Source organism: Streptomyces sp. NPDC094448 (assembly GCF_044763775.1).
GTDB lineage: Bacteria > Actinomycetota > Actinomycetes > Streptomycetales > Streptomycetaceae > Streptomyces.
Genome location: NZ_JBIWGU010000007.1, coordinates 386,800 through 412,151, shown reverse-complemented (window position 1 = coordinate 412,151; position 25,352 = coordinate 386,800). Strand labels below are relative to the sequence as shown.

General features: G+C 70.9%; 18 protein-coding genes. 10 read left to right on the top strand and 8 right to left on the bottom strand.

The window, feature by feature from the left end:
- The first annotated feature begins 1 nt into the window (after nt 1).
- The 5 genes from mtrB to ACIQ9E_RS16480 all read left to right on the top strand — a co-directional run bounded on the left by mtrB (nt 2) and on the right by ACIQ9E_RS16480 (nt 6,868).
- A complete protein-coding gene (gene mtrB / locus ACIQ9E_RS16500; protein ID WP_403707378.1) occupies nt 2-2,038 on the top strand; it encodes an MtrAB system histidine kinase MtrB in 2,037 nt (678 codons plus the stop codon).
- The gene (locus tag ACIQ9E_RS16495) at nt 2,028-3,878 is read left to right on the top strand and encodes an LpqB family beta-propeller domain-containing protein (protein WP_403707376.1); all 1,851 of its coding nucleotides are present in this window, start codon (nt 2,028-2,030) and stop codon (nt 3,876-3,878) included. The genes mtrB and ACIQ9E_RS16495 overlap by 11 nt, the downstream gene beginning before the upstream one ends.
- A gap of 235 nt (nt 3,879-4,113) precedes the next feature.
- Nucleotides 4,114-4,905, top strand: coding sequence for a ComF family protein (locus tag ACIQ9E_RS16490; RefSeq protein WP_403707374.1), 792 nt, complete (start codon nt 4,114-4,116; stop codon nt 4,903-4,905).
- 310 nt (nt 4,906-5,215) lie between these two features.
- Nucleotides 5,216-5,905: a ribosome hibernation-promoting factor, HPF/YfiA family gene (hpf, locus tag ACIQ9E_RS16485; protein ID WP_006348998.1), complete on the top strand. Its 690-nt coding sequence runs from the start codon at nt 5,216-5,218 to the stop codon at nt 5,903-5,905.
- Nucleotides 5,906-6,121: 216 nt separating this feature from the next.
- A complete protein-coding gene (locus tag ACIQ9E_RS16480) occupies nt 6,122-6,868 on the top strand; it encodes a response regulator transcription factor (RefSeq protein ID WP_366260807.1) in 747 nt (248 codons plus the stop codon).
- A 63-nt stretch (nt 6,869-6,931) separates the two neighbouring features.
- Here the strand turns inward: ACIQ9E_RS16480 and ACIQ9E_RS16475 are convergent, their stop codons facing one another.
- Nucleotides 6,932-8,101, bottom strand: coding sequence for a winged helix-turn-helix domain-containing protein (locus tag ACIQ9E_RS16475; RefSeq protein WP_403707372.1), 1,170 nt, complete (start codon nt 8,099-8,101; stop codon nt 6,932-6,934).
- A 54-nt stretch (nt 8,102-8,155) separates the two neighbouring features.
- Entirely contained in the window at nt 8,156-8,743 is a 588-nt protein-coding gene (locus ACIQ9E_RS16470; protein ID WP_403707370.1) for a GNAT family N-acetyltransferase, read from the bottom strand.
- Nucleotides 8,744-8,978: 235 nt separating this feature from the next.
- Between ACIQ9E_RS16470 and secA the strand changes: the two genes are divergently transcribed.
- Complete coding sequence (secA, locus tag ACIQ9E_RS16465) at nt 8,979-11,807, top strand: preprotein translocase subunit SecA (protein WP_403707368.1); 2,829 nt, start codon at nt 8,979-8,981, stop codon at nt 11,805-11,807.
- Nucleotides 11,808-12,068: 261 nt separating this feature from the next.
- On the opposite strand, the gene ACIQ9E_RS16460 is transcribed toward secA, so the two are convergent.
- Complete coding sequence (locus ACIQ9E_RS16460) at nt 12,069-12,473, bottom strand: Rv3235 family protein (RefSeq protein WP_403707366.1); 405 nt, start codon at nt 12,471-12,473, stop codon at nt 12,069-12,071.
- A gap of 612 nt (nt 12,474-13,085) precedes the next feature.
- Between ACIQ9E_RS16460 and ACIQ9E_RS16455 the strand changes: the two genes are divergently transcribed.
- Nucleotides 13,086-13,598 (top strand): DUF6912 family protein, encoded by a 513-nt coding sequence (locus tag ACIQ9E_RS16455; RefSeq protein WP_403707364.1) that lies wholly within the window; start codon nt 13,086-13,088, stop codon nt 13,596-13,598.
- Between the two features lie 73 nt (nt 13,599-13,671).
- Nucleotides 13,672-14,367, top strand: a complete 696-nt coding sequence (locus ACIQ9E_RS16450) for an HAD family hydrolase (RefSeq protein ID WP_403707362.1) — start codon at nt 13,672-13,674, stop codon at nt 14,365-14,367.
- A 287-nt stretch (nt 14,368-14,654) separates the two neighbouring features.
- Here ACIQ9E_RS16450 and ACIQ9E_RS16445 read toward each other — a convergent pair whose 3' ends face one another.
- Nucleotides 14,655-14,885, bottom strand: a complete 231-nt coding sequence (locus ACIQ9E_RS16445) for a hypothetical protein (protein WP_403707360.1) — start codon at nt 14,883-14,885, stop codon at nt 14,655-14,657.
- Between the two features lie 134 nt (nt 14,886-15,019).
- Nucleotides 15,020-15,577, bottom strand: a complete 558-nt coding sequence (locus ACIQ9E_RS16440) for a DJ-1/PfpI family protein (RefSeq protein WP_403707358.1) — start codon at nt 15,575-15,577, stop codon at nt 15,020-15,022.
- Between the two features lie 422 nt (nt 15,578-15,999).
- On the opposite strand from ACIQ9E_RS16440, the gene ACIQ9E_RS16435 reads away from it, so the two are divergent.
- Nucleotides 16,000-20,976: an NAD-glutamate dehydrogenase gene (locus tag ACIQ9E_RS16435; RefSeq protein WP_403707356.1), complete on the top strand. Its 4,977-nt coding sequence runs from the start codon at nt 16,000-16,002 to the stop codon at nt 20,974-20,976.
- Between the two features lie 197 nt (nt 20,977-21,173).
- Here ACIQ9E_RS16435 and ACIQ9E_RS16430 read toward each other — a convergent pair whose 3' ends face one another.
- From ACIQ9E_RS16430 to ACIQ9E_RS16420, 3 genes are all read right to left on the bottom strand, one after another.
- Nucleotides 21,174-22,409 carry a glycosyltransferase 87 family protein gene (locus ACIQ9E_RS16430; protein ID WP_403707354.1) on the bottom strand — a complete coding sequence of 412 codons (1,236 nt, stop codon included), beginning with the start codon at nt 22,407-22,409 and terminating at the stop codon, nt 21,174-21,176.
- A 215-nt stretch (nt 22,410-22,624) separates the two neighbouring features.
- Nucleotides 22,625-23,461 (bottom strand): ABC transporter ATP-binding protein, encoded by an 837-nt coding sequence (locus ACIQ9E_RS16425; RefSeq protein WP_403707434.1) that lies wholly within the window; start codon nt 23,459-23,461, stop codon nt 22,625-22,627.
- A gap of 7 nt (nt 23,462-23,468) precedes the next feature.
- Nucleotides 23,469-24,374 carry an ABC transporter permease gene (locus ACIQ9E_RS16420; protein ID WP_366260822.1) on the bottom strand — a complete coding sequence of 302 codons (906 nt, stop codon included), beginning with the start codon at nt 24,372-24,374 and terminating at the stop codon, nt 23,469-23,471.
- A gap of 299 nt (nt 24,375-24,673) precedes the next feature.
- Here ACIQ9E_RS16420 and ACIQ9E_RS16415 point away from each other — a divergent pair, with 299 nt between their 5' ends.
- Nucleotides 24,674-25,297: a TetR/AcrR family transcriptional regulator gene (locus tag ACIQ9E_RS16415; protein WP_403707352.1), complete on the top strand. Its 624-nt coding sequence runs from the start codon at nt 24,674-24,676 to the stop codon at nt 25,295-25,297.
- Nucleotides 25,298-25,352 lie beyond the last annotated feature (55 nt).

Sequence of the window (25,352 nt, the reverse complement as noted above, 5' to 3'; positions counted from 1 at the left end):
CATGACCGGCGGCAGCGCTGCTCCGCAGCCCGGGAACCAGGGGGGCCGTGGGGGGCGGGCCGCCGTGCCCGGAACACGTCCGGCCTGGCTGGGCCGGATGCTGCGCGGAGGGCGCGCCGGACAGGACGGCGAGCCCGGCCGGCTGCTGCTGCGGATCCTGATGCGCTGGATACGCCGCCCGCTGCTGCCCGCGGTCCGGCTGTGGCGGCGCAACATCCAGCTGCGCATCGTGGTGATGACGCTGCTGATGTCGGTCGGCGTCGTCGTGCTCCTGGGCTTCGTCGTCGTGGGACAGGTCCGCAACGGACTGCTCGAAGCCAAGACCAAAGCTGCTCAGAGCCAGGCCGCCGGAGGCTTCCAGGTCGCCCGTGAGGCCTCCAATGCGCCGCTGGCCCCCGGCGGCGCCGACGGCCAGGCGGCAACCCGTTCCTGGCGTACGGATCTGGTGGAGCGGCTGGCCAGTGGCGGTCAGGGCGCTTTCCATGTCGTCGCGCTCAGCGCCGACGATGCGGGCGCCGGGTCCCGCGCCCCCCGTACCTCCGGAGAGGTGGACCCCGCGTCCATCCCCGAGGCACTGCGGAACAACGTCCAGCAGGACTCGCGTACCCACCGCGCCTACATGTCCATCGCCTACACCAAGGACGTCAGGACCGCCGAGCCCGGTCTCGCCGTCGGCACCCAGCTCAACGACGCCGACGACAAGCCGTACGAGCTGTACTACGTCTTCCCGCTGGCCCAGGAACAGCAGTCGCTCAATCTGGTCCGCGGCACCCTCGCCACCGCCGGGCTCTTCCTCGTCGTGCTGCTCGGCGCCATCGCGTGGCTCGTGGTCCGGCAGATCGTGACCCCCGTCCGGATGGCCGCCGGGATCGCCGAACGGCTCTCCGCCGGCCGGCTCCAGGAGCGGATGAAGGTCACCGGAGAGGACGACATCGCCCGGCTCGGCGAGGCCTTCAACAAGATGGCGCAGAACCTCCAGCTCAAGATCCAGCAGCTGGAAGAGCTGTCGCGGATGCAACGGCGCTTCGTCTCCGACGTCTCCCATGAACTGCGCACCCCGCTGACGACCGTGCGGATGGCCGCCGACGTCATCCACGAGGCCCGCAGCGACTTCGACCCCGTGACCGCCCGCTCCGCCGAACTCCTCGGCGACCAGCTCGACCGCTTCGAATCCCTCCTCTCCGATCTGCTGGAGATCAGCCGCTTCGACGCGGGCGCCGCCGCCCTGGAGGCCGAGCCGATAGATCTGCGCGAAGTCGTCCGGCGGGTCATCGGCGGCGCGGAACCGCTCGCCGAACGCAAGGGCACCCGGATACGGGTCATCGGCGACGACCAGCCCGTCGTCGCCGAGGCCGACGCCCGCCGTGTCGAACGGGTCCTGCGCAATCTCGTCGTCAACGCCGTCGAGCACGGCGAAGGCCGCGATGTCGTGGTGCGGCTGGCGGCCGCGGGCGGTGCCGTCGCCGTCGCCGTACGGGACTACGGCGTCGGGCTGAAACCCGGCGAGGCCACCCGGGTCTTCAACCGCTTCTGGCGCGCCGACCCGGCCCGGGCCCGTACCACCGGCGGCACCGGCCTCGGACTGTCCATCGCCGTCGAGGACGCCCGGCTGCACGGCGGCTGGCTCCAGGCCTGGGGCGAACCGGGTGGCGGCTCGCAGTTCCGGCTGACCCTGCCGCGTACCGCCGACGAACCCCTCCGGGGCTCCCCGATACCCCTGGAACCCGAGGACTCCCGGCAGAACCGTGAACGGTCCGCGCCCCGCCGGCAGGACGACGGTACGGGAGGACGGCTGCTCACCTCCGTACCCGTACAGCATCCGGCCCGCCCGTCCCTGCCGCCACGGCCGTCCACCGTGCCGCGCGGAGTCGACCCGGCGGCACTGCCCGGCAGCGGCGCCCGGGTGGTGGCGCGGGGCACCGGGGAGCGTCCGGACGACCCGCCGACGGCGGAAGGACCCCGGGACCTCTCCGCACCCTCCGACTCCCCGGAACCATCCGTCTCTTCGGACCAGGAGGACACGATTCGTGGGCGCTGACTCTCGTGGTGGCCGCCGGAGCGCGCTCCGGCTCGGTGCCCTGCTCGGCGGGTGCGGAATGGTACTGATCACGGGCTGCGCTTCGATGCCCGACAGCGGAGACGTCCAGGCGGTGAAGGCCTCGCCGCGCGCCGACGCCCAGGTGCGGGTCCATCCCGTCGCCCCGCGCAAGGGCGCCGAGGCCCAGGACATCATCGACGGCTTCCTGGAGGCCATGACCAGCGACGACGCCGACTTCGCCACCGCGCGGGCCTATCTGTCGCCGGAGATGTCGCGGACCTGGCAGCCCCAGAAGGGCACGACCGTCCTCGCGGTGGCCCCCACCACCAGCTTCCAGCTCCAGGCCGGGGCGTCCGGGCAGCAGGGCAAGGAGTACCTGATGTCCGGAACGCAGATCGGGGAGATCGACGACCAGCAGGCGTACCGGGCCGTCGCCCCGGAGGACTACCGGTTCCCCATCCATGTGTCACGGCAGGGCGGCCCGGACGGGGAGTGGCGGATCGACTCACTGCCCGACGGCCTCGTGCTCGGCCAGTCCGACTTCCAGCGCAACTACCGCCCCGTGAACAAGTACTACTTCGCCAGTGGCCGGAACACGGTCGTCGCCGATCCGGTCTTCATCCAGCAGCGGATGGACCCGGTGACCGGTATGGACCCGGTCACCCAGTCAGTGAAGGCACTCCTCGACGGGCCGACGAAATGGCTGGAACCGGTCGTCGAGTCCCGTTTCCCGAGCGGTACGGCGCTGGCGAAGGGCGTCACGTCCCTGACGGTGGACGACCGCGACGTACTGAAGGTCCCGCTCAACGAAAAGGCGGTCAACGCCGGGCACGCCCAGTGCCGGAAGATGGCGGCCCAGATCATGTTCACCCTCAAGGACCTCTCGGCGGTCAGGGTGGAGCAGATCGAACTCCAGCGTCCCGACGGCTCCCAGCTCTGCATGCTCTCCGGCGGTCAGGAGAAGGAGTACGCCTCCGACCAGTCCGGGACGGGCGCGAAGCAGTACTTCGTCAACGAGAAGAGCCAGCTCGCCGTCCTGAACACGAACGACGACGAGACGGCCGTACCGGAGCCGGTGCCCGGCCCGATGGGCACCGGACAGCTTCCGGTGGGGAAGATCGCCGTCGCCCGCGACGAACGTCTGGCGGCCGCTGTCTCCACCGACTCCGCCAGGCTGTACGTCGAACCGATCACCATGAGCGGCGACCTCCTCCAGCCCGTGTACACCAGCCAGGGGAAGCAGCCGCACGACCGTCTCACGGCCCCGAGCTGGGACGGCCGGGGCGATCTGTGGTTCGCCGACCGCGACCCCGCCAAACCGGCGCTGCTGCAGCGGCCGGCGGGCCAGGAAGCACCACGGGAGGTGACGATCGCACCGGGTCTGGACGGCGCCCGTATCCACTCCGTGAAGGTGGCGGCGGACGGCACCAGGATCGCGCTGCTGCTGGAGAAGGACGGCAAGACGACCCTGCACATCGGACGGGTCGAGCGCGGGCCGCAGCACGATCCGACGGTCTCGGTCGACGGGCTGCTGCCCACGGCACCCCAGATGGTGGACGTCCAGGCCGTCTCCTGGGCCGGGCCCAGCCGCCTGGTGGTGGTCGGCCGGGAGTCCGGCGGGGTGGAGCAGGTGCGGTACATCCAGACGGACGGCTCCACGTCGACGGCGAGCGTGCTGCCCGGACTCAACCAGGTGGTGTCGATCGCCGCGTCCAACAACGAGGCGCAGCCGCTGGTGGCGCACTCGCAGGCCGACGGCATCGTGCGTCTGCCGACGGGAGCGACCTGGCAGACCGTGGTCGGCGTCGGAAAGGGCTCGTACCCCGTCTATCCCGGCTGACACTCGTCCCGCCGTCCCGCCGTCCCGCCGTCCCGCCGTCCGATGCCGGTGGCCGACGCCCGACGCCGGTGGCCGTCCGCCGGCCGGGGTGGCGCGGCCTGCCGGTCCGGTCCGGGACCGTCACCCATCTGCCTTCCGCCCACCTCCGATGAGAAACCCGCAGGCCGGGACGGGTTCCGCCGGAGTTGTCCACAGGGTGTGGCGACGGCTTGCCCCACCGGGCACAGTAGAGGCCATGCGGGGATGGTGGCAGGAGATCTCCGGCCTGGTGCTGCCGGCCGCCTGCGGTGGCTGCGGGGTACCCCGCACGCTGCTGTGCCCCGAGTGCGCGTACGAGCTGTACGGCTCCGCTGCGCGCGCCGCACGACCGGTTCCCGCGCCCCCGGGACTGCCGGTGGTGCATGCGGCCGCCCCGTATGCCGATGCGGTACGGGCGGTACTGCTGGCCCACAAGGAGCGGGGCGCCCTGGGGCTCGCCCGGCCCCTGGGGATCGCGCTCGCCGGGGCCGTGCGGGCGGCAGTCCGCGCGGCCCCGGGGGCCGGGGACCTGCCGCTGCTGCTGGTGCCGGTGCCGTCGGCGCGTTGGGCGGTCCGGGCCAGGGGTCACGATGCCACCCGGCGCATCGCCTTGGCCGCGGCGCGCGAGCTGCGACGTACGGGCACGGCGGCGGGGGTGCTTCCGCTGTTGCGGCAGTGGCGTCCCGTGACCGACCAGAGCAGCCTCACGGCCCCTGAGCGGGTGGCGAACCTGGCCGGGGCCCTCCGGGCCGCCGAAGGGGCCGGGAGGCGGCTGAGGGGCGCCACGGTGGTGCTCGTGGACGATCTGATGACCACGGGTGCCTCCCTGACGGAGGCGGCCCGTGCGGTGGGGGAGGCGGCGGGGGCGGGGGGAGGGGGAGGGCCCCGGGGGGCCGCGGCGGGGGCAGATGCCGGTGTTCTTCCGGCGGCGGCGGTCGTGGCCGCGCCTTCGATCTCCTTTTCGAAGAATCCGGAACCCGATCAGTGCCGCAGACGTTGCAGTCAGTGAGGAGGGAAAACCGCCGAACGGAGGTACGCGCTGGTAGCGGGTGCCGACACCGGCCCGATGGGGCTATGTTCGGTGGTGTGGATAGGCGGAATGAGGTCCCGTCCTCACCGAATGCACGGCCGTGTGTCACGGCCGCGGATACGGGGCAGCGAAAACCTCGAAAGTTGGTGGGGTGGGGATCTTGTCGACTGGGGAGGAGGAGGTGAAAGTCGCCTAGTCCGAGGCTCCGGTTCAGTACCGGGGTCTGGTGCAAGAGGGAGACGCTCCGCAGCCGCAGGGCGAGCGGGGCAATCCGGGAACGGAGTTCTGCGTGGACATCGTCGTCAAGGGCCGCAAGACCGAGGTGCCTGAGCGGTTCCGCAAGCACGTGGCCGAGAAGCTGAAGCTGGACAAGATCCAGAAGCTCGACGCCAAGGTGATCAGCCTGGACGTCGAGGTGTCCAAGGAGCACAACCCGCGGCAGGCCGACCGTTCTGACCGTGTGGAGATCACGCTCCACTCCCGAGGCCCGGTCATCCGGGCGGAGGCATCGGCAAACGACCCGTACGCAGCGCTTGACCTGGCCACCGGCAAATTGGAAGCACGGCTGCGCAAGCAGCACGACAAGCGCAACACCCGCCGCGGCAACGGCCGTCTGTCGGCGGCGGAAGTAGCCGATGTGGTCCCCGGCGTCGCCGAAATGAACGCCAACGGCCATATCCTCGTCGAACAGACCCAGGAATCCATTCCCACCACGAAAATCGGTTCGCTGGAAGTGCAGGGCGAAGGACCGCTGGTGGTCCGCGAGAAGGTCCACACCGCGGCTCCGATGCCACTCGACCAGGCTCTCTACGAGATGGAGCTGGTCGGGCACGATTTCTACCTCTTCGTCGACTCCGAGACGAAGCAGCCCAGCGTCGTCTACCGGCGACACGCCTACGACTACGGCGTCATCCACCTGGAGACCGACCCGCTGGCCGGCTCCGAGGGAAGCGGCGCGGGCGGCGCGCTCGGCGGCTGATCCCGCCGTTCCGTGGATGCCACCACTGACCACGGACCGCTGAAACCGGTGCCCCCGGAGCGCCCTGTGCGCCCTCGGGGGCACCATCGTGCCCCCGGAGGATCTCCGCACTGACGGTCCGGCATGAAAGCATGGCGTCAAGCCAACAGGTGCCCCCTGCACCGTCGTTGGTCGAACGGACATGCCCTTCAGACCCTGATCTCAGGGGGAGGAACGATGGCGGACAGCTTCGGACCGGTTCACCAGAACACCGCCGACGCCCGGGACACGGTCACCGATGCCGCACCGGGCGGCCCCCGCGCCGAGCCGATCCGGGTCCTGGTCGTGGACGACCACGCCCTCTTCCGCAGAGGGCTGGAGATCGTCCTCGCCCATGAGGAGGACATCCAGGTCGTCGGCGAGGCCGGGGACGGTGCCGAGGCCGTCGACAAGGCTGCCGACCTGCTGCCCGACATTGTGCTCATGGACGTCCGGATGCCCCGCCGCGGCGGCATCGAGGCCTGCACCTCCATCAAGGAGGTCGCCCCCAGCGCAAAGATCATCATGCTGACGATCAGCGACGAGGAAGCCGATCTCTACGACGCGATCAAGGCGGGCGCCACGGGCTATCTCCTCAAGGAGATCTCCACCGACGAAGTCGCTACCGCGATCCGCGCCGTCGCCGACGGCCAGTCGCAGATCAGCCCGTCGATGGCGTCCAAGCTGCTGACCGAGTTCAAGTCCATGATCCAGCGCACCGACGAACGCCGTCTGGTGCCCGCGCCCCGGCTCACCGACCGTGAGCTGGAGGTCCTCAAGCTGGTCGCCACCGGGATGAACAACCGCGATATCGCCAAGGAGCTGTTCATCTCCGAGAACACCGTGAAGAACCACGTCCGGAACATCCTGGAGAAGCTCCAGCTGCACTCCAGGATGGAGGCCGTCGTCTACGCGATGCGGGAGAAGATCCTGGAGATCCGCTGAAGCCACGGGTGCGGGCCGCGACGCCCGCACCCGGTGCCCTGCCCGCGCGGGCGCACGGGGGAATCAGCCGGCCGTGAGCGCCGCGCTCAGCGGAGCGGCCAGTCCGGGAGGGTCGACCCGCTCGACGCGCACCGAATCGCAGCCGACCCACTCCGCCGCCTCCCGCAGCGCCCGCGCCATCGGCTCCACGGCCTTGCCCGACTCCAGGGACACCTGCCGGGCCACCAGCGTCCGTCCTTCCCGCGCCGGGTCGGCCCGGCCCATCAGCCGGCCGCCGGACAGCAGCGGCATGGCGAAGTAGCCGTGTATCCGCTTGGGCTTGGGGACGTACGCTTCGAGCCGGTGCGTGAAGCCGAAGATCCGTTCGGTACGGGCCCGCTCCCAGATCAGGGAGTCGAAGGGGGACAGCAGCGTCGTCCGGTGCCGGCCGCGGGGGGTGGTCGCCAGCGCCTCCGGATCGGCCCAGGCGGGCTTGGCCCAGCCCGCCACGGTCACCGGTACGAGGCCGGAGCCCGCCACCACCGCATCGAACTGCTCGCCCCTCAGCCGGTGGTAGTCCGCGATATCCGCGCGGGTCCCGACACCCAGGGCCCGGCCCGCGAGACCGACCAGGCGCCGGACGCATTCGGTGTCGTCCGGCTCGGTGTTCAGCAGGGTGTCCGGGATCGCCCGTTCCGCCAGGTCGTACAAACGCTTCCAGCCCCGCCGCTCGACGCACACCACCTCGCCGTACATCAGCGCCCGCTCGACGGCCACCTTGGAAGCGGACCAGTCCCACCACTCCCCGCCGTTCTTCGCGCCGCCCAGCTCGGTCGCGGTCAGCGGGCCCTCGGCGCGCAACTGGGCGATCACCTTGTCATAGGCCCCGTCGGGCAGGTCGTGGTACCACTGCGGCCGGGCGCGGTAGGCGCGGCGGCGGAAGCCGAAGTGCGGCCACTCCTCGACGGGCAGGATGCACGCGGCGTGCGACCAGTACTCGAAGCTGTGGCCCCCCGTCCAGTACGCCCCGTCGACCGCGGTGCGGCCGACGGCGCCCAGACGCGCGTACGGAACGAGCTCGTGGGAGCGGGCCAGGACCGAGATGGTGTCGAGCTGGACCGCGCCCAGATGCCGCAGCACACCCCGGACACCGGCCCGCCGGTCCGGGGCGCCGAGGAACCCCTGGGCGCGCAGGGCGATCCGGCGGGCCTCGTCGGCGGAGAGTTCGGCAACGGGGGGCGGCTGCGTCGTCATGGACCGCACGATAGACGGTGGTACCGACAGCGACCGCCGGTCGGGCGGCCGGGGTCAGGGGGCCGCCGGCGCGGGCGCCGGGAGATAGGCCCGGGGACTCGCCAGTCCCAGGTCCGAGGGGAGCAGCGACCCGAGCCAGGCGTCCCGGAGGGTGCCGTTGTTGTCCAGGGCCGCCCGCAGGGTCCCCTCCATCCGGAAGCCGGCCCGCAGCGCCACCGCGCGCGAGGCGGTGTTGCCGACCTCGGCCCGCCATTCCAGCCGGGTGGCGCCGAGCCGGGTGAAGGACCAGCGGGCCAGCTCCGTCACCGCCTCCGTCATGATCCCTTGGCCCCGGTACTCCGCGCCCAGCCAGAAGCCGATCTCCCAGATACCGGAGAGGGTACGGAGCGTGACCGAGGAGGAGGCCATCGGCGGCCCGCCGTCGAGCGGGGCGACCGCGAAGGTGAACATCGTCGAGGTCCGCCAGCCCTCCGGGGCGATCTCCCCGGTGAACTCCTCGGCGTGACGTCGCTCGTACGGGGAGGGAATCGTGGTCCACCGCTGGACGGCCGCGTCCTGGCAGAGCCGGAAGACCTCCTCGGTGTCCTCGTCCGTGAAAGGACGCAGCAGCAGACGACCGGTGGTGAGGGTGATCGGCTCCATGTCCGGATTCTGAACGGCTCCGGAGCAGGAAGCGAGCACTTTTCGCCCGGCACCGGCACCTTCCGAGCATCCCGCGCGTTGACAGGGGGGTGACAGGCGGCCGGGCTGAGTGCGGACCTCCCGACCTGGTGGGGTCCTCGCTTACGATGGCCGTTGCGGTGGGGTCCGCCTGCCGTGCCCGCGCCAGAGTCCTACGACCCAGCCCAGGCCCGAATCGGCAAGGAGACCTCGCCCAGTGTCCGTCTTCAACAAGCTCATGCGTGCAGGCGAAGGCAAGATCCTGCGCAAACTGCACCGCATCGCGGGCCAGGTCAACTCCATCGAAGAGGATTTCGTCGACCTCTCCGACGCCGAGTTGCGGGCGCTCACGGAAGAGTACAAGGCGCGGTACGAGAGCGGTGAGAACACGCTCGACGACCTGCTGCCGGAGGCCTTCGCCACGGTCCGTGAGGCCGCCAAGCGCGTCCTCGGCCAGCGGCACTACGACGTCCAGATCATGGGCGGTGCCGCGCTGCACCTCGGCTATGTGGCCGAGATGAAGACCGGTGAGGGCAAGACCCTCGTCGGCACCCTGCCCGCGTATCTGAACGCGCTCTCCGGCAAGGGCGTCCACCTGATCACGGTCAACGACTATCTGGCCGAGCGCGACTCGGAGATGATGGGCCGCGTCCACAAGTTCCTCGGGCTGGACGTCGGCTGCATCCTGGCCAATATGACGCCCGCGCAGCGCCGTGAGCAGTACGCCTGCGATATCACCTACGGCACGAACAACGAGTTCGGCTTCGACTACCTCCGCGACAATATGGCCTGGTCGCAGGAGGAGCTGGTCCAGCGCGGCCACAACTTCGCCATCGTCGACGAGGTCGACTCCATCCTCGTCGACGAGGCGCGTACGCCGCTGATCATCTCCGGCCCCGCCGACCAGGCGACCAAGTGGTACGGCGATTTCGCGAAGCTGGTCACCCGGCTGACCCGCGGCGAGCCGGGCAACCACCTCAAGGGCATCGAGGAGACCGGCGACTACGAGGTCGACGAGAAGAAGCGGACCGTCGGCATCCATGAGTCGGGTGTGGCGAAGGTCGAGGACTGGCTGGGCATCGACAACCTCTACGAGTCGGTGAACACGCCCCTGGTCGGCTATCTGAACAACGCCATCAAGGCCAAGGAGCTGTTCAAGAAGGACAAGGACTACGTCGTCATCGACGGCGAAGTCATGATCGTCGACGAGCACACCGGCCGTATCCTCGCCGGCCGCCGCTACAACGAGGGCATGCACCAGGCCATCGAGGCGAAGGAGGGGGTGGACATCAAGGACGAGAACCAGACCCTCGCCACGATCACCCTCCAGAACTTCTTCCGCCTCTACGGCAAGCTCTCCGGAATGACCGGTACGGCGATGACCGAGGCCGCGGAGTTCCACCAGATCTACAAGCTCGGCGTGGTCCCCATCCCGACCAACAAGCCGATGGTCCGTATGGACCAGTCCGACCTGATCTACCGCACCGAGGTCGCCAAGTTCGCCGCCGTCGTCGACGACATCGCGGAGAAGCACGAGAAGGGCCAGCCGATCCTGGTCGGCACGACCTCGGTCGAGAAGTCCGAGTATCTGTCGCAGCAGCTCAGCAAGCGCGGTGTGCAGCACGAGGTGCTCAACGCCAAGCAGCACGACCGGGAGGCGAGCATCGTCGCCCAGGCGGGCCGCCGGGGCGCGGTCACCGTCGCGACGAACATGGCCGGCCGTGGTACCGACATCAAGCTCGGCGGCAACCCGGACGATCTGGCGGAGGCCGAGCTGCGCCAGCGCGGTCTGGACCCGGTCGAACACGTCGAGGAGTGGGCGGCCGCCCTGCCCGCCGCGCTGAAGGCGGCCGAGGAAGCGGTCCGGACCGAGTTCGAGGAGGTCCGGTCGCTGGGCGGGCTGTATGTGCTGGGCACCGAGCGCCATGAGTCGCGCCGGATCGACAACCAGCTCCGCGGTCGTTCCGGCCGTCAGGGCGACCCGGGCGAGTCCCGGTTCTACCTCTCCCTCGGTGACGATCTGATGCGGCTGTTCAAGGCGCAGATGGTCGAGCGCGTGATGGCCATGGCCAATGTGCCCGACGACGTACCGATCGAGAACAAGATGGTCACCCGGGCCATCGCCTCCGCCCAGTCCCAGGTCGAGCAGCAGAACTTCACCACCCGTAAGGACGTGCTGAAGTACGACGAGGTGCTCAGCCGCCAGCGTGAGGTGATCTACGGGGAGCGCCGCCGGGTGCTGGAGGGCGAGGACCTCCACGACCAGATCCGCCACTTCATGGACGACACCATCGACGCCTACATCCGGGCGGAGACGGTCGAGGGCTTCGCCGAGGAGTGGGACCTCGACCGGCTGTGGGGCGCGTTCAAGCAGCTCTACCCGGTGAAGGTCACCATCGAGGAGCTGGAGGAGGCGGCGGGCGACCGGGTGGGGATCACGGCCGACTTCATCGCCGAGTCCGTCAAGGACGATATCCACGAGCAGTACGAGGCGCGGGAGAAGCAGCTCGGTTCGGAGATCATGCGGGAGCTGGAGCGCCGGGTGGTGCTCTCGGTGCTCGACCGCAAGTGGCGTGAGCACCTCTACGAGATGGACTACCTCCAGGACGGTATCGGTCTGCGGGCGATGGCGCAGAAGGACCCCCTGGTGGAGTACCAGCGCGAGGGCTTCGACATGTTCACCGCCATGATGGAGGGCATCAAGGAGGAGTCCGTCGGCTATCTGTTCAACCTGGAGGTCCAGGTCGAGCAGCAGGTCGAGGAGGTTCCGGTGCAGGACACGGACGGGGGGCCGTCGCTGGAGAAGAAGGACGCGGTGCCCGCGGCGCGTCCCGAGATCCGGGCGAAGGGCCTGGAGGCCCCGCAGCGCCCGGACCGGCTGCACTTCTCCGCTCCCACGGTGGACGGTGAGGGCGGTGTCGTCGAGGGTGACTTCGAGACCGGCGAGACCCGCGCGACGGCGGCCGCGGCCGGTGACGGGATGACCCGTGCGGAGCGGCGCAAGGCGCAGAAGGGCGGGAGCGGCGGGCGCCGCCGTAAGAAGTAGCCGATACGGGGCGGGGCGCGGGGCGGACCCCGGCCCCGCCCGGTACGGCGCTGGGCCGAAGGGCCTGCGCGTAGGGCCGGACACCCGGGACGGGGTCCGGCCCTACTGTGTTTCCGGGGTCCGGGGTCCGGGCCGGGGTCCGGGGTGTGGGACTGCGGGTTTGCGGGGTCGTTTCGGGGTGTTCCCGTACGGCCGTGTGGTGCCGGTCCGTTCGGTCGGTACCGTTTCCCCGTGATCCGCTGTGGTGTGCGGGCCGCCGGATCAGTCCTCCGGGCCGCAGGTGCCTTCGTGGCCACCGAGGTCCACCGCGGCGCAGCGCCAGCGGCGGTCCTCGGGGCCCTGCTCCAGCCGGAACGCCATCGCGCGGAGCCGTCCGCCGCCGGTGATCAGGGCGAAGGCCTCGATGACTCCGGGGCGGGGATGGAACTCGCCCCATTTCCGGATCGTGGGCATCGCCCGGTTCGCGGGGAGCAGCGGGGTGCCGTCCGCGATCCGTACCAGATGGTCGTAGGCGTCACCGAGGGTGTGGCCCAGCATCCAGTGGACCGGACGGCGCCCGCTGAGGACGGCGAGCAGCCGCTCGGCGAACCAGTACGGCGGTTGTTCACGGCGCCGCGCGTCCAGCACCGGCGGTGCGGGAGCGGCGGCCCGGGGCGGCCGCGCCACGGTTTCCGTACCCCTGGTCGTACCGTCGGCCGTACTGCTGCCTGGGCCGCCGTTGGTGGTCCCGCCGGCCGTCTCGGCCCGGCCCGGACCGGCTGCCCGTCCCGGGCCCCGGCCGCCGGGGCGCCGGGAGTCGCTGCGGCCCCCGGGCCGGGCCGCCCCGGCCGCCGTCCGGGGCGAGCGCGGCCGCGACAGCACCGTGCCGGCGCGCTCCTGCTCCCTGTTCTCCGCACTCTCCGTCCCCGTGTCCGTCGTGTCCGTTGTGTCCTTCTGCTGTTGCGGACGGCTTTCCGCCGCCCTGTCCGCCCTGTCCGTGCTGTCCATCCGTACCGCCCCCGTCGGTCGGCCCGGCTCCGTGAATACCGGGCAGTAACAACGCTGGGGATCTTCTACGGGGCGGCGCGCGGCGGTCGCAATGGGTCACCGGTCCGGGCGCCGGTGGCCGACGGATTCACCTATCCGGGTGGATTCGGACGCTCTGAGCGCTGGGCCGTGGTGACACCCGGTGTCCGGAGTGGACGGCTCCGCAGTGGGCCCCGACGGTCCGAAGGGGGACCTCGGCCGGGCGGCGCACGTATTCTGAAGTGCGTCTTCCGACTACGAAAGCGGTCTGCCATGCGCGTGTACGTCCCCCTGACCCTCGCCGGACTCGCGGAGGCGCACACCAAGGGCGAGCTGGGCCCCGGGCCCCTGACCGCGTACGGGGTCACGCCGTCCCTGCGCGAGTGGTACGTCTCGGACGATCTCGAAGAGCTGGAGTACGCGGCCCTCAGCCGGGCCGCCGCCGCATCGCTGCGGCTGATCGCCGGGGATCCGGGCGCGGCCCGCCGCCGGGTCGTCGTCGCCGCCGATGTGGCCGACCGGGATGCCGTCGCCGACCCCGACCGGGCGCTCGACGCCTCGTCCCTCGGTGAGCTGCGGATCGCGACGGCGGTCCCGCTGCGCCTGGCCGCGGCCGTGCACGTGGACTCCGACGACGCCCTCGACGATGTGTCCGCGGCCGTGGACGCGCTGGGCGCCGCGGACCACGGCGACGAGGACGCACGGTTCACCGTGGACGGCGCGGAGGACCACGAGCTGCTCTGGTACGGCGTCCAGGAGATCCCCGCGATCGTCACGGAGGCGTAGGCCCCGCTTCCGGATTGTGCCGGGCGACCTGCGCGGCCGGGCGCTGTCGGAGGGGGCGGGTACGGTTTTCAGCATGGGCACGGACAGGGGGAAGTACATGGTGGAGCAGGCCCCGCATCTGGTCTGGGACTGGAACGGCACGCTGCTGGACGACATGACGGCCGTCGTCGGCGCGACCAACGCCGCGCTGGCGGTCGTCGCGTTCGGCCCGATCACGGTCGAGCAGTACCGCGCCTGGTACCGCATACCGATTCCCCGCTTCTACGAGCAGTTGCTGGGCCGGATCCCGACGGACCAGGAGTGGCTGGACATGGAGGTCGCCTTCCATGCCGCCTATCTGGAGCGCCAGGGCGGCTGCGGCCTCACGGTGGGCGCGGCGGAGCTGCTGGTGGAGTGGCGGGGCGCCGGGCGCAGCCAGTCCCTGCTCAGCATGTACGGCCACGAGGAACTGGTTCCGGCGGTACGGGAGCGGGGTATCGAGTCCCACTTCGTCCGGGTGGACGGGCGCCGGGGGCCGTCGGGGGTGTCCAAGGCCGAGTCCATGGCACGCCATCTCCGGGCGCTCGCGAAGACCGTCTCGCCCGAGCGCACGGTGGTGATCGGTGACGCGGCGGACGATGCGCTCGCGGCGGCCCATGTGGGAGCACACGCGGTGCTCTACACGGGGGGCTCGCATATCCGGGAGAACCTGGAACCGGTGGGCGTGCCGGTGGTGGACTCCCTGGCCGAGGCGGTCGAGCTGGCGGCCCGCCTCGTCGACCGGGTCTGACGCCGGGACCGGCTCACGGGCCGTGCGGGGGCGCCGGTGCAGGTGCGCGGGCAGGTACCGGCAGGCACGCGGGTACAGGCCGACTGTGCGGGTACGAGCGTGCGTGCGGGTACGGGCGTGCGCGCAGGTACCGGCGGATGCGCCGCCCGAGCCCGGCTGTACCGTGCCCCATTTCCGCGTATCGCCCGTGACCCGGCCCTGTCCCTTCCGGGTCGGACCGCTGGGCCGTACGGCCCCCGCCCCAGGGCCTGCCGTGTGCCGCTGTCCGGCACCGGAGGGGGTGGGACTCAGGGGCTGTCGTTTCCGTCGCCCCTGTTCACATCCCGGGCCTGGCGGGACCGCGTGGGTGCCTCCCGCCAGGGGCCGCCGCCTTCGATCTTGCTCCCGATCACGATGAAGCCGAGGAAAAGGGCGAGCCCGAGGACGATCAGCAGCTCCGTCCGGATCGCCGGTACGAAGACGATCAGGGCTATCAGCACCAAGAGATTGCCACAGCCCCACTGCAGTCGGCGTGCCATGGAGAACCTCCGCTCGGGTCGGCGGCCCGTCGGCGGACGGCCGGGCCGGATCACCGCGACGGACGAGGGAACGCGCCACCGCGGTTCCCGCACCCGGCGCGCCGTCCCCGCCCGGCCCGTACCCCGCCCCCGTATCAGGCGCGGCTGCGGAGCAGTTTGAGGAATTCGCGCATCCAGGCCGGGTGGTCCGGCCAGGCGCGGGAGGAGACGAGGGCGCCGTCGACGACCGCCTCCGTGTCCTGGAAACCGGCGCCCGCGGCCTGCATATCCGGCTCCAGGGCCGGATAGGCGGTCACCCGCCGGCCCTCAAGACCGCCGACGGCCGCCGTCAGCAGCGGGCCGTGGCAGATCTGCGCCACCGGCTTGTCGGCGTCGAAGAAGGCCTTGACGATCTTCCGCAGCTCGGGGTCGTTCCGCAGATACTCCGGCGCCCGGCCGCCCGGGATCACCACAGCGGCGTAGTCCGCGGGGGCGACTTCGGAGAAGGCCAGGTCGGCGGGCCAGGTGTAGCCCGGCTTCTCGGTGTAGGTGTCGTAGCCTTCCTCGAAGTCGTGGACGACGAACCGCAGCGTCTTCTTCGTGGGCGCCGCGATATGGACCTCGTACCCCTCCTCCAGCAGACGCTGATAGGGGTAGAGCACCTCCAGGGACTCGGCGGCGTCCCCCGTGACGATCAGGACCTTCGTGGCCATCTCTGCTGCTCCCGTGACGGACCGTACGAGGCACCGGACCCGGGCCTCCGGAAGCTTCCTACCCCGCGAATCCGCCCCGCCCCTGTCGCTGTGCAGACTGTCAAACTTCCGACCCCGCTTTTGTACACATAAGGACCATGACGGTACCGGGGGCGGGGGAGATAGCCTGGAGCCGTGATCAGCGCGATATGCCCTGGGGGCAGAGCAGCCCCCGGTCCTCGCCCGGAGCGCCACCGCGCCCGGGCGATCGCTGGTCCCCGCACACCGGCCCGTTCGTCGAGTTCCGTCGAATTCTTCCGATTGCGGCTCGGAGCACTCTCATCGCGGCATAACGTCGACCCCGACCGGACACCCCGGGCCGTGGCGTTGCGTCGCTTCTTTCCCCTACGTCACGCAACGGCGCGCGACAGGAGCCAGAGGACATGCAGACCAAGCTGGACGAAGCCAAGGCCGAGCTGCTCGCACGGGCGGCCCGGGTAGCCGAGAACGGTCCGGGCGGCGGTCATCACCCGGCCGGGCCGGAGCAGGGCGGGCGTCCGGACCAGGACACCCTTCTCGCGTACCTCCAGCGCTACTACCTGCACACCGCGCCCGAGGACCTCACCGACCGTGACCCGGTCGATGTCTTCGGCGCCGCGCTCTCCCACTACCGGCTGGCCGAGAACCGTCCCCAGGGCACCGCGGGCATCCGGGTGCACACCCCGACGGTCGAGGAGAACGGCTGGACGTGCAGCCACTCCGTCGTCGAGGTCGTCACCGACGACATGCCCTTCCTCGTGGACTCCGTCACCAACGAGCTGTCCCGCCAGGGCCGCGGTATCCATGTCGTGATCCATCCGCAGGTCACCGTCCGCCGCGATGTCACCGGCAAACTGCTGGAGGTGCTCTCCACCCAGGCCCGCTCCGGCAGGGACGGCAAGCCCCTCCCGCACGACACGCTCGTCGAATCGTGGATCCACGTCGAGATCGACCGCGAGACCGACCGCGCCGACCTCAAGCAGATCACCGTCGATCTGCTGCGCGTCCTGTCCGACGTCCGCGAGGCCGTCGAGGACTGGGAGAAGATGCGCGATGCCGCGCTCCGGATCGCCGAGGACCTGACCGCCGAACCGGTCGCCGGCGATATCGCGGGCCAGGAGGTCGACGAGGCCCGTGAGCTGCTGCGCTGGCTGGCCGCCGACCACTTCACCTTCCTCGGCTTCCGGGAGTACGAGCTGACCGACGGCGACTCCCTGTCCGCCGTCGCCGGCACCGGCCTCGGCATCCTCCGCTCCGACCCGCACCACAGCGAGGACGAGGCCCACCCCGTCAGCCCCTCCTTCAGCCGGCTGCCCGCCGACGCCCGCGCCAAGGCCAGGGAGCACAAGCTCCTCGTCCTCACCAAGGCCAACAGCCGCTCCACCGTCCACCGGCCGAGCTACCTCGACTACGTCGGGGTGAAGAAGTTCGACGTCGACGGCAATGTGATCGGCGAGCGCCGTTTCCTCGGACTGTTCTCCTCGGCCGCCTACACCGAATCGGTCCGCCGGGTGCCGGTGATCCGCCGCAAGGTCGCCGAGGTCCTCGACGGCGCCGGGTTCTCGCCCAACAGCCACGACGGCCGCGATCTGCTCCAGATCCTGGAGACGTACCCCCGCGACGAGCTGTTCCAGACCCCCGTCGACCAGCTCCGCTCCATCGTCACCAGCGTCCTGTACCTCCAGGAGCGCCGCCGTCTCCGGCTCTATCTGCGCCAGGACGAGTACGGCCGCTACTACTCCGCCCTCGTCTACCTGCCCCGCGACCGCTACACCACCGGTGTCCGGCTGCGGCTGATCGACATCCTCAAGGAGGAGCTGGGCGGCACCAGCGTCGACTTCACCGCCTGGAACACCGAGTCGATCCTCTCCCGGATCCACTTCGTCGTCCGGGTCCCCCCGGGCACCGAGCTGCCGCACCTCACCGACGCCGACACCGAGCGGATCGAAGGCCGGCTGGTGGAAGCCGCCCGCTCCTGGGCCGACGGCTTCGCCGACGCCCTCAACGCCGAACTCGGCGAGGAGCGCGCCGCCGAACTCCTCCGCAGCTACGGCTCCGCCTTCCCCGAGGGCTACAAGGCCGACCACTCGCCGCGCTCCGCCGTCGCCGACCTGGTCCACCTCGACGATCTGACCCGCTCCGGCCGCGATTTCTCCCTCTCCCTCTACGAGCCCGTCGGCGCAAGCCCCGGCGAACGCCGCTTCAAGATCTACCGCGCCGGCGAACAGGTCTCCCTCTCCGCCGTCCTGCCCGTGCTCCAGCAGCTCGGCTGCGAGGTCGTCGACGAGCGCCCGTACGAGCTGCGCAGCACCGACCGCGGGAACGCGTGGATCTACGACTTCGGTCTGCGGATGCCGATTCTGGGCAACGGCGGGAACGGCAACGGCGACTACCTCGCCGACGACGCCCGCGAGCGGTTCCAGGACGCCTTCGCCGCCGTCTGGACCGGCGACGCCGAGAACGACGGCTTCAACGCCCTCGTCCTGCGCGCCGGGCTGACCTGGCGGCAGGCGATGGTGCTGCGCGCCTACGCCAAGTACCTGCGGCAGGCCGGGGCGACGTTCTCCCAGGAGTACATGGAGAACACCCTCCGTACTAATGTCCACACCACCCGGCTGCTGGTGTCCCTCTTCGAGGCCCGGATGTCGCCCGGCCGCCAGAGCGCCGGCACCGAGCTGACCGACGGCCTCCTGGAGGAGCTGGACGGCGCCCTCGACCAGGTCGCCAGCCTCGACGAGGACCGCATCCTCCGCTCCTTCCTCACCATCATCAAGGCCACCCTGCGGACGAACTTCTTCCAGCGCACCGGCGACGGCGGCCACCACGGCTATGTGTCGATGAAGTTCGACCCCCAGGCCGTCCCCGATCTGCCCGCGCCCCGCCCCGCCTTCGAGATCTGGGTCTACTCGCCCCGGGTCGAAGGCGTCCACCTGAGGTTCGGCAAGGTCGCCCGCGGCGGGCTGCGCTGGTCCGACCGGCGCGAGGACTTCCGTACGGAGATCCTCGGCCTGGTGAAGGCGCAGATGGTGAAGAACACCGTCATCGTCCCGGTCGGCGCCAAGGGCGGCTTCGTCGCCAAGCAGCTCCCCGACCCGGCCGTCGACCGCGACGCCTGGCTGGCCGAGGGCATCGCCTCGTACCGCACGTTCATCTCGGCGCTGCTCGACATCACCGACAACCTGGTCGCGGGCGAGGTCGTACCGCCCGCCGACGTCGTCCGCCACGACGAGGACGACACCTACCTCGTGGTCGCCGCCGACAAGGGCACCGCGTCCTTCTCCGATATCGCCAACGAAGTCGCCGTCGCCTACGACTTCTGGCTGGGCGACGCCTTCGCCTCCGGCGGCTCCGCGGGCTACGACCACAAGGGCATGGGCATCACCGCCCGCGGCGCCTGGGAGTCCGTCAAACGGCACTTCCGCGAACTGGGCCACGACACCCAGACCGAGGACTTCACCGTCGTCGGCGTCGGGGATATGTCCGGCGACGTCTTCGGCAACGGCATGCTGCTCAGCGAGCACATCCGGCTGATCGCCGCCTTCGACCACCGGCATATCTTCATCGACCCCGACCCGGACGCCGCCGTCTCCTACGCCGAGCGCCGCCGGATGTTCGAACTGCCGCGGTCGAGCTGGGCCGACTACGACAGCAAGCTGCTCTCCCCGGGCGGCGGCGTCCACCCCCGTACCGCCAAGTCGATTCCGGTCAACGCGCAGATGCGGGACGCCCTCGGCATCGAGGCGGGGATCACCAAGATGACGCCCGCCGAGCTGATGAAGGCGGTCCTCCAGGCCCCTGTCGACCTGCTGTGGAACGGCGGTATCGGCACCTACGTCAAGGCGTCCGCCGAATCCGACGCGGATGTCGGCGACAAGGCCAACGACGCCATCCGGGTCAACGGCGACGAACTCCGCGTCAAGGTCGTCGGCGAGGGCGGCAACCTCGGCCTCACCCAGCTCGGCCGGATCGAGTTCGCCCGCACCGGCGGCCCCGAGGGCACCGGCGGCCGGGTCAACACCGACGCCATCGACAACAGCGCGGGTGTCGACACCTCCGACCACGAGGTCAATATCAAGATCCTGCTCAACGGGCTGGTCGCCGACGGCGATATGACCGTCAAGCAGCGCAACGCCCTGCTGGCCAGGATGACCGACGAGGTCGGCGCCCTGGTCCTGCGGAACAATTACGCCCAGAACGTCGCCCTGGCCAACGCGGCCGCCCAGGCGCCGTCCCTGCTCCAGGCCCACCAGCGGCTGATGCGCCGCCTCGGCCGCGACGGGGCGCTGGACCGGTCGCTGGAGTTCCTCCCCAACGACCGGCAGATCCGGGAGCTGCTGAACACCGGCCGCGGGCTCAGCCAGCCGGAGCTGGCCGTCCTCCTTGCGTACACCAAGATCACGGTGGCGGAGGAGCTGATCGGCACCGGACTGCCGGACGACCCCTACCTCGCCCGGCTGCTGCACGCCTACTTCCCCAAGCCGCTGCGGAAGAAGTTCCCCGAGGCCGTCGACGGGCATGCGCTGCGCCGGGAGATCATTACGACCGTCCTGGTCAACGACACCGTCAACACCGGCGGCTCGACCTTCCTGCACCGGCTGCGGGAGGAGACCGGGGCCTCGACCGAAGAGGTGGTACGGGCCCAGGCCGCGGCCCGCGAGATCTTCGGCCTCGCCACCGTCTGGGACGCCGTCGAGGCGCTGGACAACGAGGTCTCGGCCGGGGTCCAGACCCGGATCCGGCTCCACTCGCGGCGTCTGGTCGAACGCGGTACGCGCTGGCTGCTGGGCAACCGGCCGCAGCCGCTCCAGCTCGCCGAGACCGTGGAGTTCTTCGCCGAGCGGATCGCGCTGGTCCGCGGTGAGCTGCCGAAGCTGCTGCGCGGCGCCGATCTGGAGTGGTACCAGGGCATTCTGGACGAGCTGACCGCGGAGGGGGTGCCGGAGGAGCTGGCGATGTGGGTGGCCGGGTTCTCCTCGGCGTTCCCGACGCTGGACATCGTCGCCATCGCGGACCGCACCGGCAAGGACCCGCTGGAGGTCGCCGAGGTCTACTACGACCTCGCGGACCGGCTGCGGATCACCCAGCTGATGGACCGGATCATCGAACTGCCGCGGGCCGACCGCTGGCAGTCGATGGCGCGGGCGTCGATCCGCGAGGATCTGTACGCGGCGCACGCCATGCTCACCGGGGACGTCCTCTCCGTCGGCAACGGCACCTCGACTCCGGAGGAGCGGTTCAAGGACTGGGAGATCGAGAACGCGTCGATCCTGGGCCGGGCGCGGGCCACCCTCGACGAGATCCAGGGGTCCGACACCTTCGACCTGGCGAATCTGTCGGTGGCGATGCGGACGATGCGCCAGCTGCTGCGGACGCACAGCTAGCGAGCGCGAGCGCGTGGGGTACGAGGGGCCTGTTCCCGGCTTGTCGGGGGCAGGCCCCTCGGCGTACCCGGTGCCGTACCGCCGTACCGCCGTACCGCCGTGCGGCCGTACCGCGGAGCCGTACCGGGACTCGTACCGCGGGGGCCGTGCCCCGGTGCCGTACCGCCGTGCCGTGCCCGGTACCGGCCCGTGCGGGTTCAGACGGTGGCGCGCCAGAGCCGGCGGCAGGCCAGGAAGGCGGCCGTCAGCAGCAGCCCGTTCCGGACCAGCATCAGCGCACACCCCAGTGGGGTCCCGTCGACGACGTCCTGGTAGTGCAGGGGGTACGCCAGGGCGCTGACCGCCGCCGCCGGGACCATCAGCAGCACGGCCGGGCGCTGGACGGTGGTCCGGGCCGTGAGGCAGACCGCGGCCAGCCCCAGCAGCCAGATCAGATACTGCGGGCTGATCACCCTGCTGGTGACGGTGAACAGGAGGACGGCGGCGAACGCGGCGTCGTACGGTGTCGCGGGGCTCCACCGCCGGGCCCTGGCCCGCCACAGCAGCAGCCAGCAGAAGGCCGCGGCCGTCAGCGCGAGGGAGAGCCGGGCGACGGAGGAGACGTACGGCCCGGCGAACTCGAAGGCGCCGTACTGATAGCGGACCTCGCCGCTCCAGCCCACCACCCGGGCGAGCTGGAGCGCGGTGCCGCCCAGTGACTCGATCTGGACGCCCCGCGCGCTCTGCTGCCGCAGAAAGTCGAGGGTGTGGCCGAAGCAGAGGACGAGTACGGCGAGGAGCGCGACGGCCGTGGCCGCGGCCGAGCCCCAGGCGGCCCGGGTGCGATGCCCCCGGGGCGTCCCCAGCAGCGTCAGCACCGGCCAGACCTTGATCATGGCGCCGAGCCCGGCGAGTGCGCCGCCCGCCCCGGGCCGGTGGGCCAGGGCGAGCAGACCGAGCACGGCGACCGCGGTGACGGGGACGTCGTACCTGGCCAGCGGCAGGTTCAGCAGCAGCGGCAGGGAGCAGACCCAGAACCACGCGCCGGGGAGCCCGGCCCGTGCCAGGGCCCGGGTGATCGTCGCATCGGCGACCAGGACGATGACGACGAAGGCCTGGAAGTACGTCAGCCAGGGCAGGGCGGCGGGGGAGAGCAGCACGAGCGCGGCGCCCGGCGGGTACTGCCAGGTGGCGTCGTCCACCGGGAAGGAGCCGTGGACGAGCTGCTCGAACCAGCCGCGGTAGAGGGTGTGGACCTCGCCCGCGACTCCGCTGTCGCCCAGCCGGTCGACGACCAGCAGGGCGAGCATCCCGGCGCGGGTGACCGCCCAGACGGCGGCCAGGGCGACGGTGTCCCGGGGCCGGGCGGTGTCGTGGTTGTCCGCGGCGCGCAGGGCGGGGCGCGGGGAGAGCCGGTGGCCCGAGGGCAGGGGGGTGATCCGTTGCGGAGTCATCGCCCGGTACATTAGTCCGCTTTGTTGCGGTTCGCGGCTTCCGCCACCCCCGGGGCGGGGTGCGCCCGCCCCGGGGGTCGGGTGGTATCCCCCGAGGGCGGGCGAATGGGCTGAAGGGGCGCGCTGGGCCCCAAGCGCCCCCGGAGGCGAACCGAGCCCCGGGAGAGGGGCCCTGGAAAGGCCCCGGGAAAGGAGCCCCCGGGAAAGGGGACCGGTTACTTCTTGCCGCTGGTGAAGGCCTCGTACGCGGCGACGACCTCCTTGGCCGGGCCGTCCATCCGCAGCGTCCCGGCCTCCAGCCACAGGGCCCGCTCGCAGGTCTCCGTAATCGTGGTGTTGCTGTGGCTGACCAGGAAGACCGTGCCGGCTTCCTTGCGCAGTTCGGTGATCCGGGCCTGGCTGCGGCGGCGGAACTTCGCGTCACCGGTCGCCAGCGCCTCGTCGATCAGCAGGACGTCATGGCTTTTGGCCGCCGCGATGGCGAACCGCAGCCGGGCGCCCATGCCGGAGGAGTACGTCCGCATCGGCAGCGAGATGAAGTCGCCCTTCTCGTTGATTCCGGAGAAGTCGACGATGCCCTGGTAGGCCCGCTGGATCTCATCCCGGGTCATGCCCATGGCGAGGCCGCCGAGGATGACGTTCCGCTCGCCGGTGAGGTCGCTCATCAGGGCCGCGTTCACTCCGAGGAGGGACGGCTGGCCCTGGGTGTAGACGCGCCCTTCGGCGGTGGGCAGCAGTCCGGCGATCGCCTTGAGGAGGGTGGACTTGCCGGAGCCGTTGGAGCCGATCAGCCCGATGGCTTCGCCCTTGTACGCGGTGAAGGTCACGCCCTTGACCGCGTGCACCTCGCGTACGCCCGGCGCGGGCTTGCCCGATTTGCGGGCCTTGCGCTCCTTGCGGGAGATCAGTCGGCTCAGTGCGGCGGTGGCGCTGCCCCTGCCGCCACGGCCGCCGTTCACCCGGTACTTGATGTGGACCCCGTCCACGACGACCGTCGGGACCCGCTCCGGGACCGAACCGGCCGGGGTTTGCACTCGGTCCGCTGTCGTCATCAGGTTCTCAGCCACGGCCGTACCGCTCCTCCGCCTTCCAGAAGTACATGAATCCGCCCACCCCGAAGAGCGCGGCCCAGCCGAGGGCGACCGCCCAGACATGCGGCGGAAGCTGGGCCGAGGTGTAGCTGTCGATCAGTGCGAAGCGCACCAGGTCGATGTAGACCGCCGCCGGGTTGTACTGCAGGCCAAGCATGACCCACTCCGGCAGGTCATGGCCCCTCAGGACGGTGGAGATGCTCCACATCACACCCGACGAGTACATCCAGGTACGCAGGACGAAGGGCATGAGCTGGGCCACATCGGGCGTGTGTGCCGAGATCCGGGCCACCATCATCGCGACCCCGGTGTTGAACACGGTCTGGAGCGCGAGCGCGGGCAGCACCAGCAGCCAGGACGCCTGGGGGAGCTGGCCGAAGCCCACCAGGATGACGGTCAGGACGCCCATGGAGAACAGGAGCTGCTGGAACTGCTGCATCGCGAGGGCGATCGGCAGCGACGCCCGGGGGAAGTGGAGTGCGCGGACCAGCCCGATGTTCCCGGTGACCGCCCGGGTCCCCGCCATGACCGAATTCGAGGTGAAGGTCCAGATGAACACCCCGGTGACCAGGAACGGCACGAAGTCCGGGACGTCCTTGCTGGTCCCGAGCAGGATGCCGAAGATGAAGTAGTAGACCGCCGCGTTCAGCAGCGGGGTCACCAGCTGCCACAGCTGGCCGAGCTTGGCCTGGCTGTACTGGGCGTGGGTCTTGGCGGTGGCGAACGCGGTGATGAAGTGGCGCCGGGCCCAGAGCTGCCGTACGTAACCGGGCAGCGTCGGGCGTTCCCCGCTGACCGTGAGCCCATGGCGCAGGGCCAGCTCGCGTGGGGTCTCGGCGCGGGCTCCCGCGGGGCCGCCGATGCCCGTCGGCATCGGTGGGGAGATCGTCTGGCTGCTCACTCTGGTCGCTTTCGCCGAGGGCGGGCAAGGGGGGACTGGCCGGAAGGCGCGGAACCCGGGGGCGTACCGGCCGTACGGGTGGGTACGCGCCGGTTCCGGCCCGGCGGGCGCGGTCCGGGTGGCCGCTCCGCCGTTCGTCTGAATCACCCGTCCGCCCGCCGGTGGGGCCGACGGATGAACCGAATCCATGACGACGGGACGGGTCCGTTTCGTCGCTACGGCGAGAGTAGGGCGTACGTGCGTCGCAACGCAACCGTTTCGTCGTCACGGGTATGCTCCTCGCCATGACCACCGACCCGGACCCGCGACCTCCACGACGCGCGCCCGCGGGTGCCGCAGTGCTCCGCGAGGAAGTGACGGAGGCGATCCGCGCCGCCGTCTTCGAGGAGCTGGCCACGGTCGGCTTCGCCCGGATGTCGATCGAGGGCATCGCGCGCCGCGCGGGCGTCGGGAAGACGGCGGTCTACCGCCGCTGGAAGTCCAAGCTGTCCCTGGTCGTGGACCTGCTGTCGGCCTTCGCCGTCCAGGGTCTGCCCGCGCCGTCCACCGGGTCGCTGTACGGGGATGTACGGGCGCTGCTGGAGGTCGCGTCGCATGCCCTGCGCCACCCCGTGGCCTCGCAGATCATCCCGGATCTGATCGTCGAATCCGCCCGCAGCCCGGAGATCGCCGATGCGATCAAGGCCGCGCTGGTGGACAGCCAGCGGGGGATGGCGGCGATGATCGTGCGGGACGCCGTCGCCCGCGGCGAGCTGCCGCCGGGCACCGACGCGTACCGTCTGCTCGATGTCGCGGTCGGGCCGCTGTACTGGCGTCTGGTGGTGGTGCGCGAGAAGCTCCCGAAGGGCTATCTGGACGTCCTGGCGCGCGGGGCGGTGGCGGCGCTGCGGGTGTGACACCGGGGCCGCGCGGGCCCCGGCGCCCTCCCCGTACCGCCGCCCCGGACTCGGG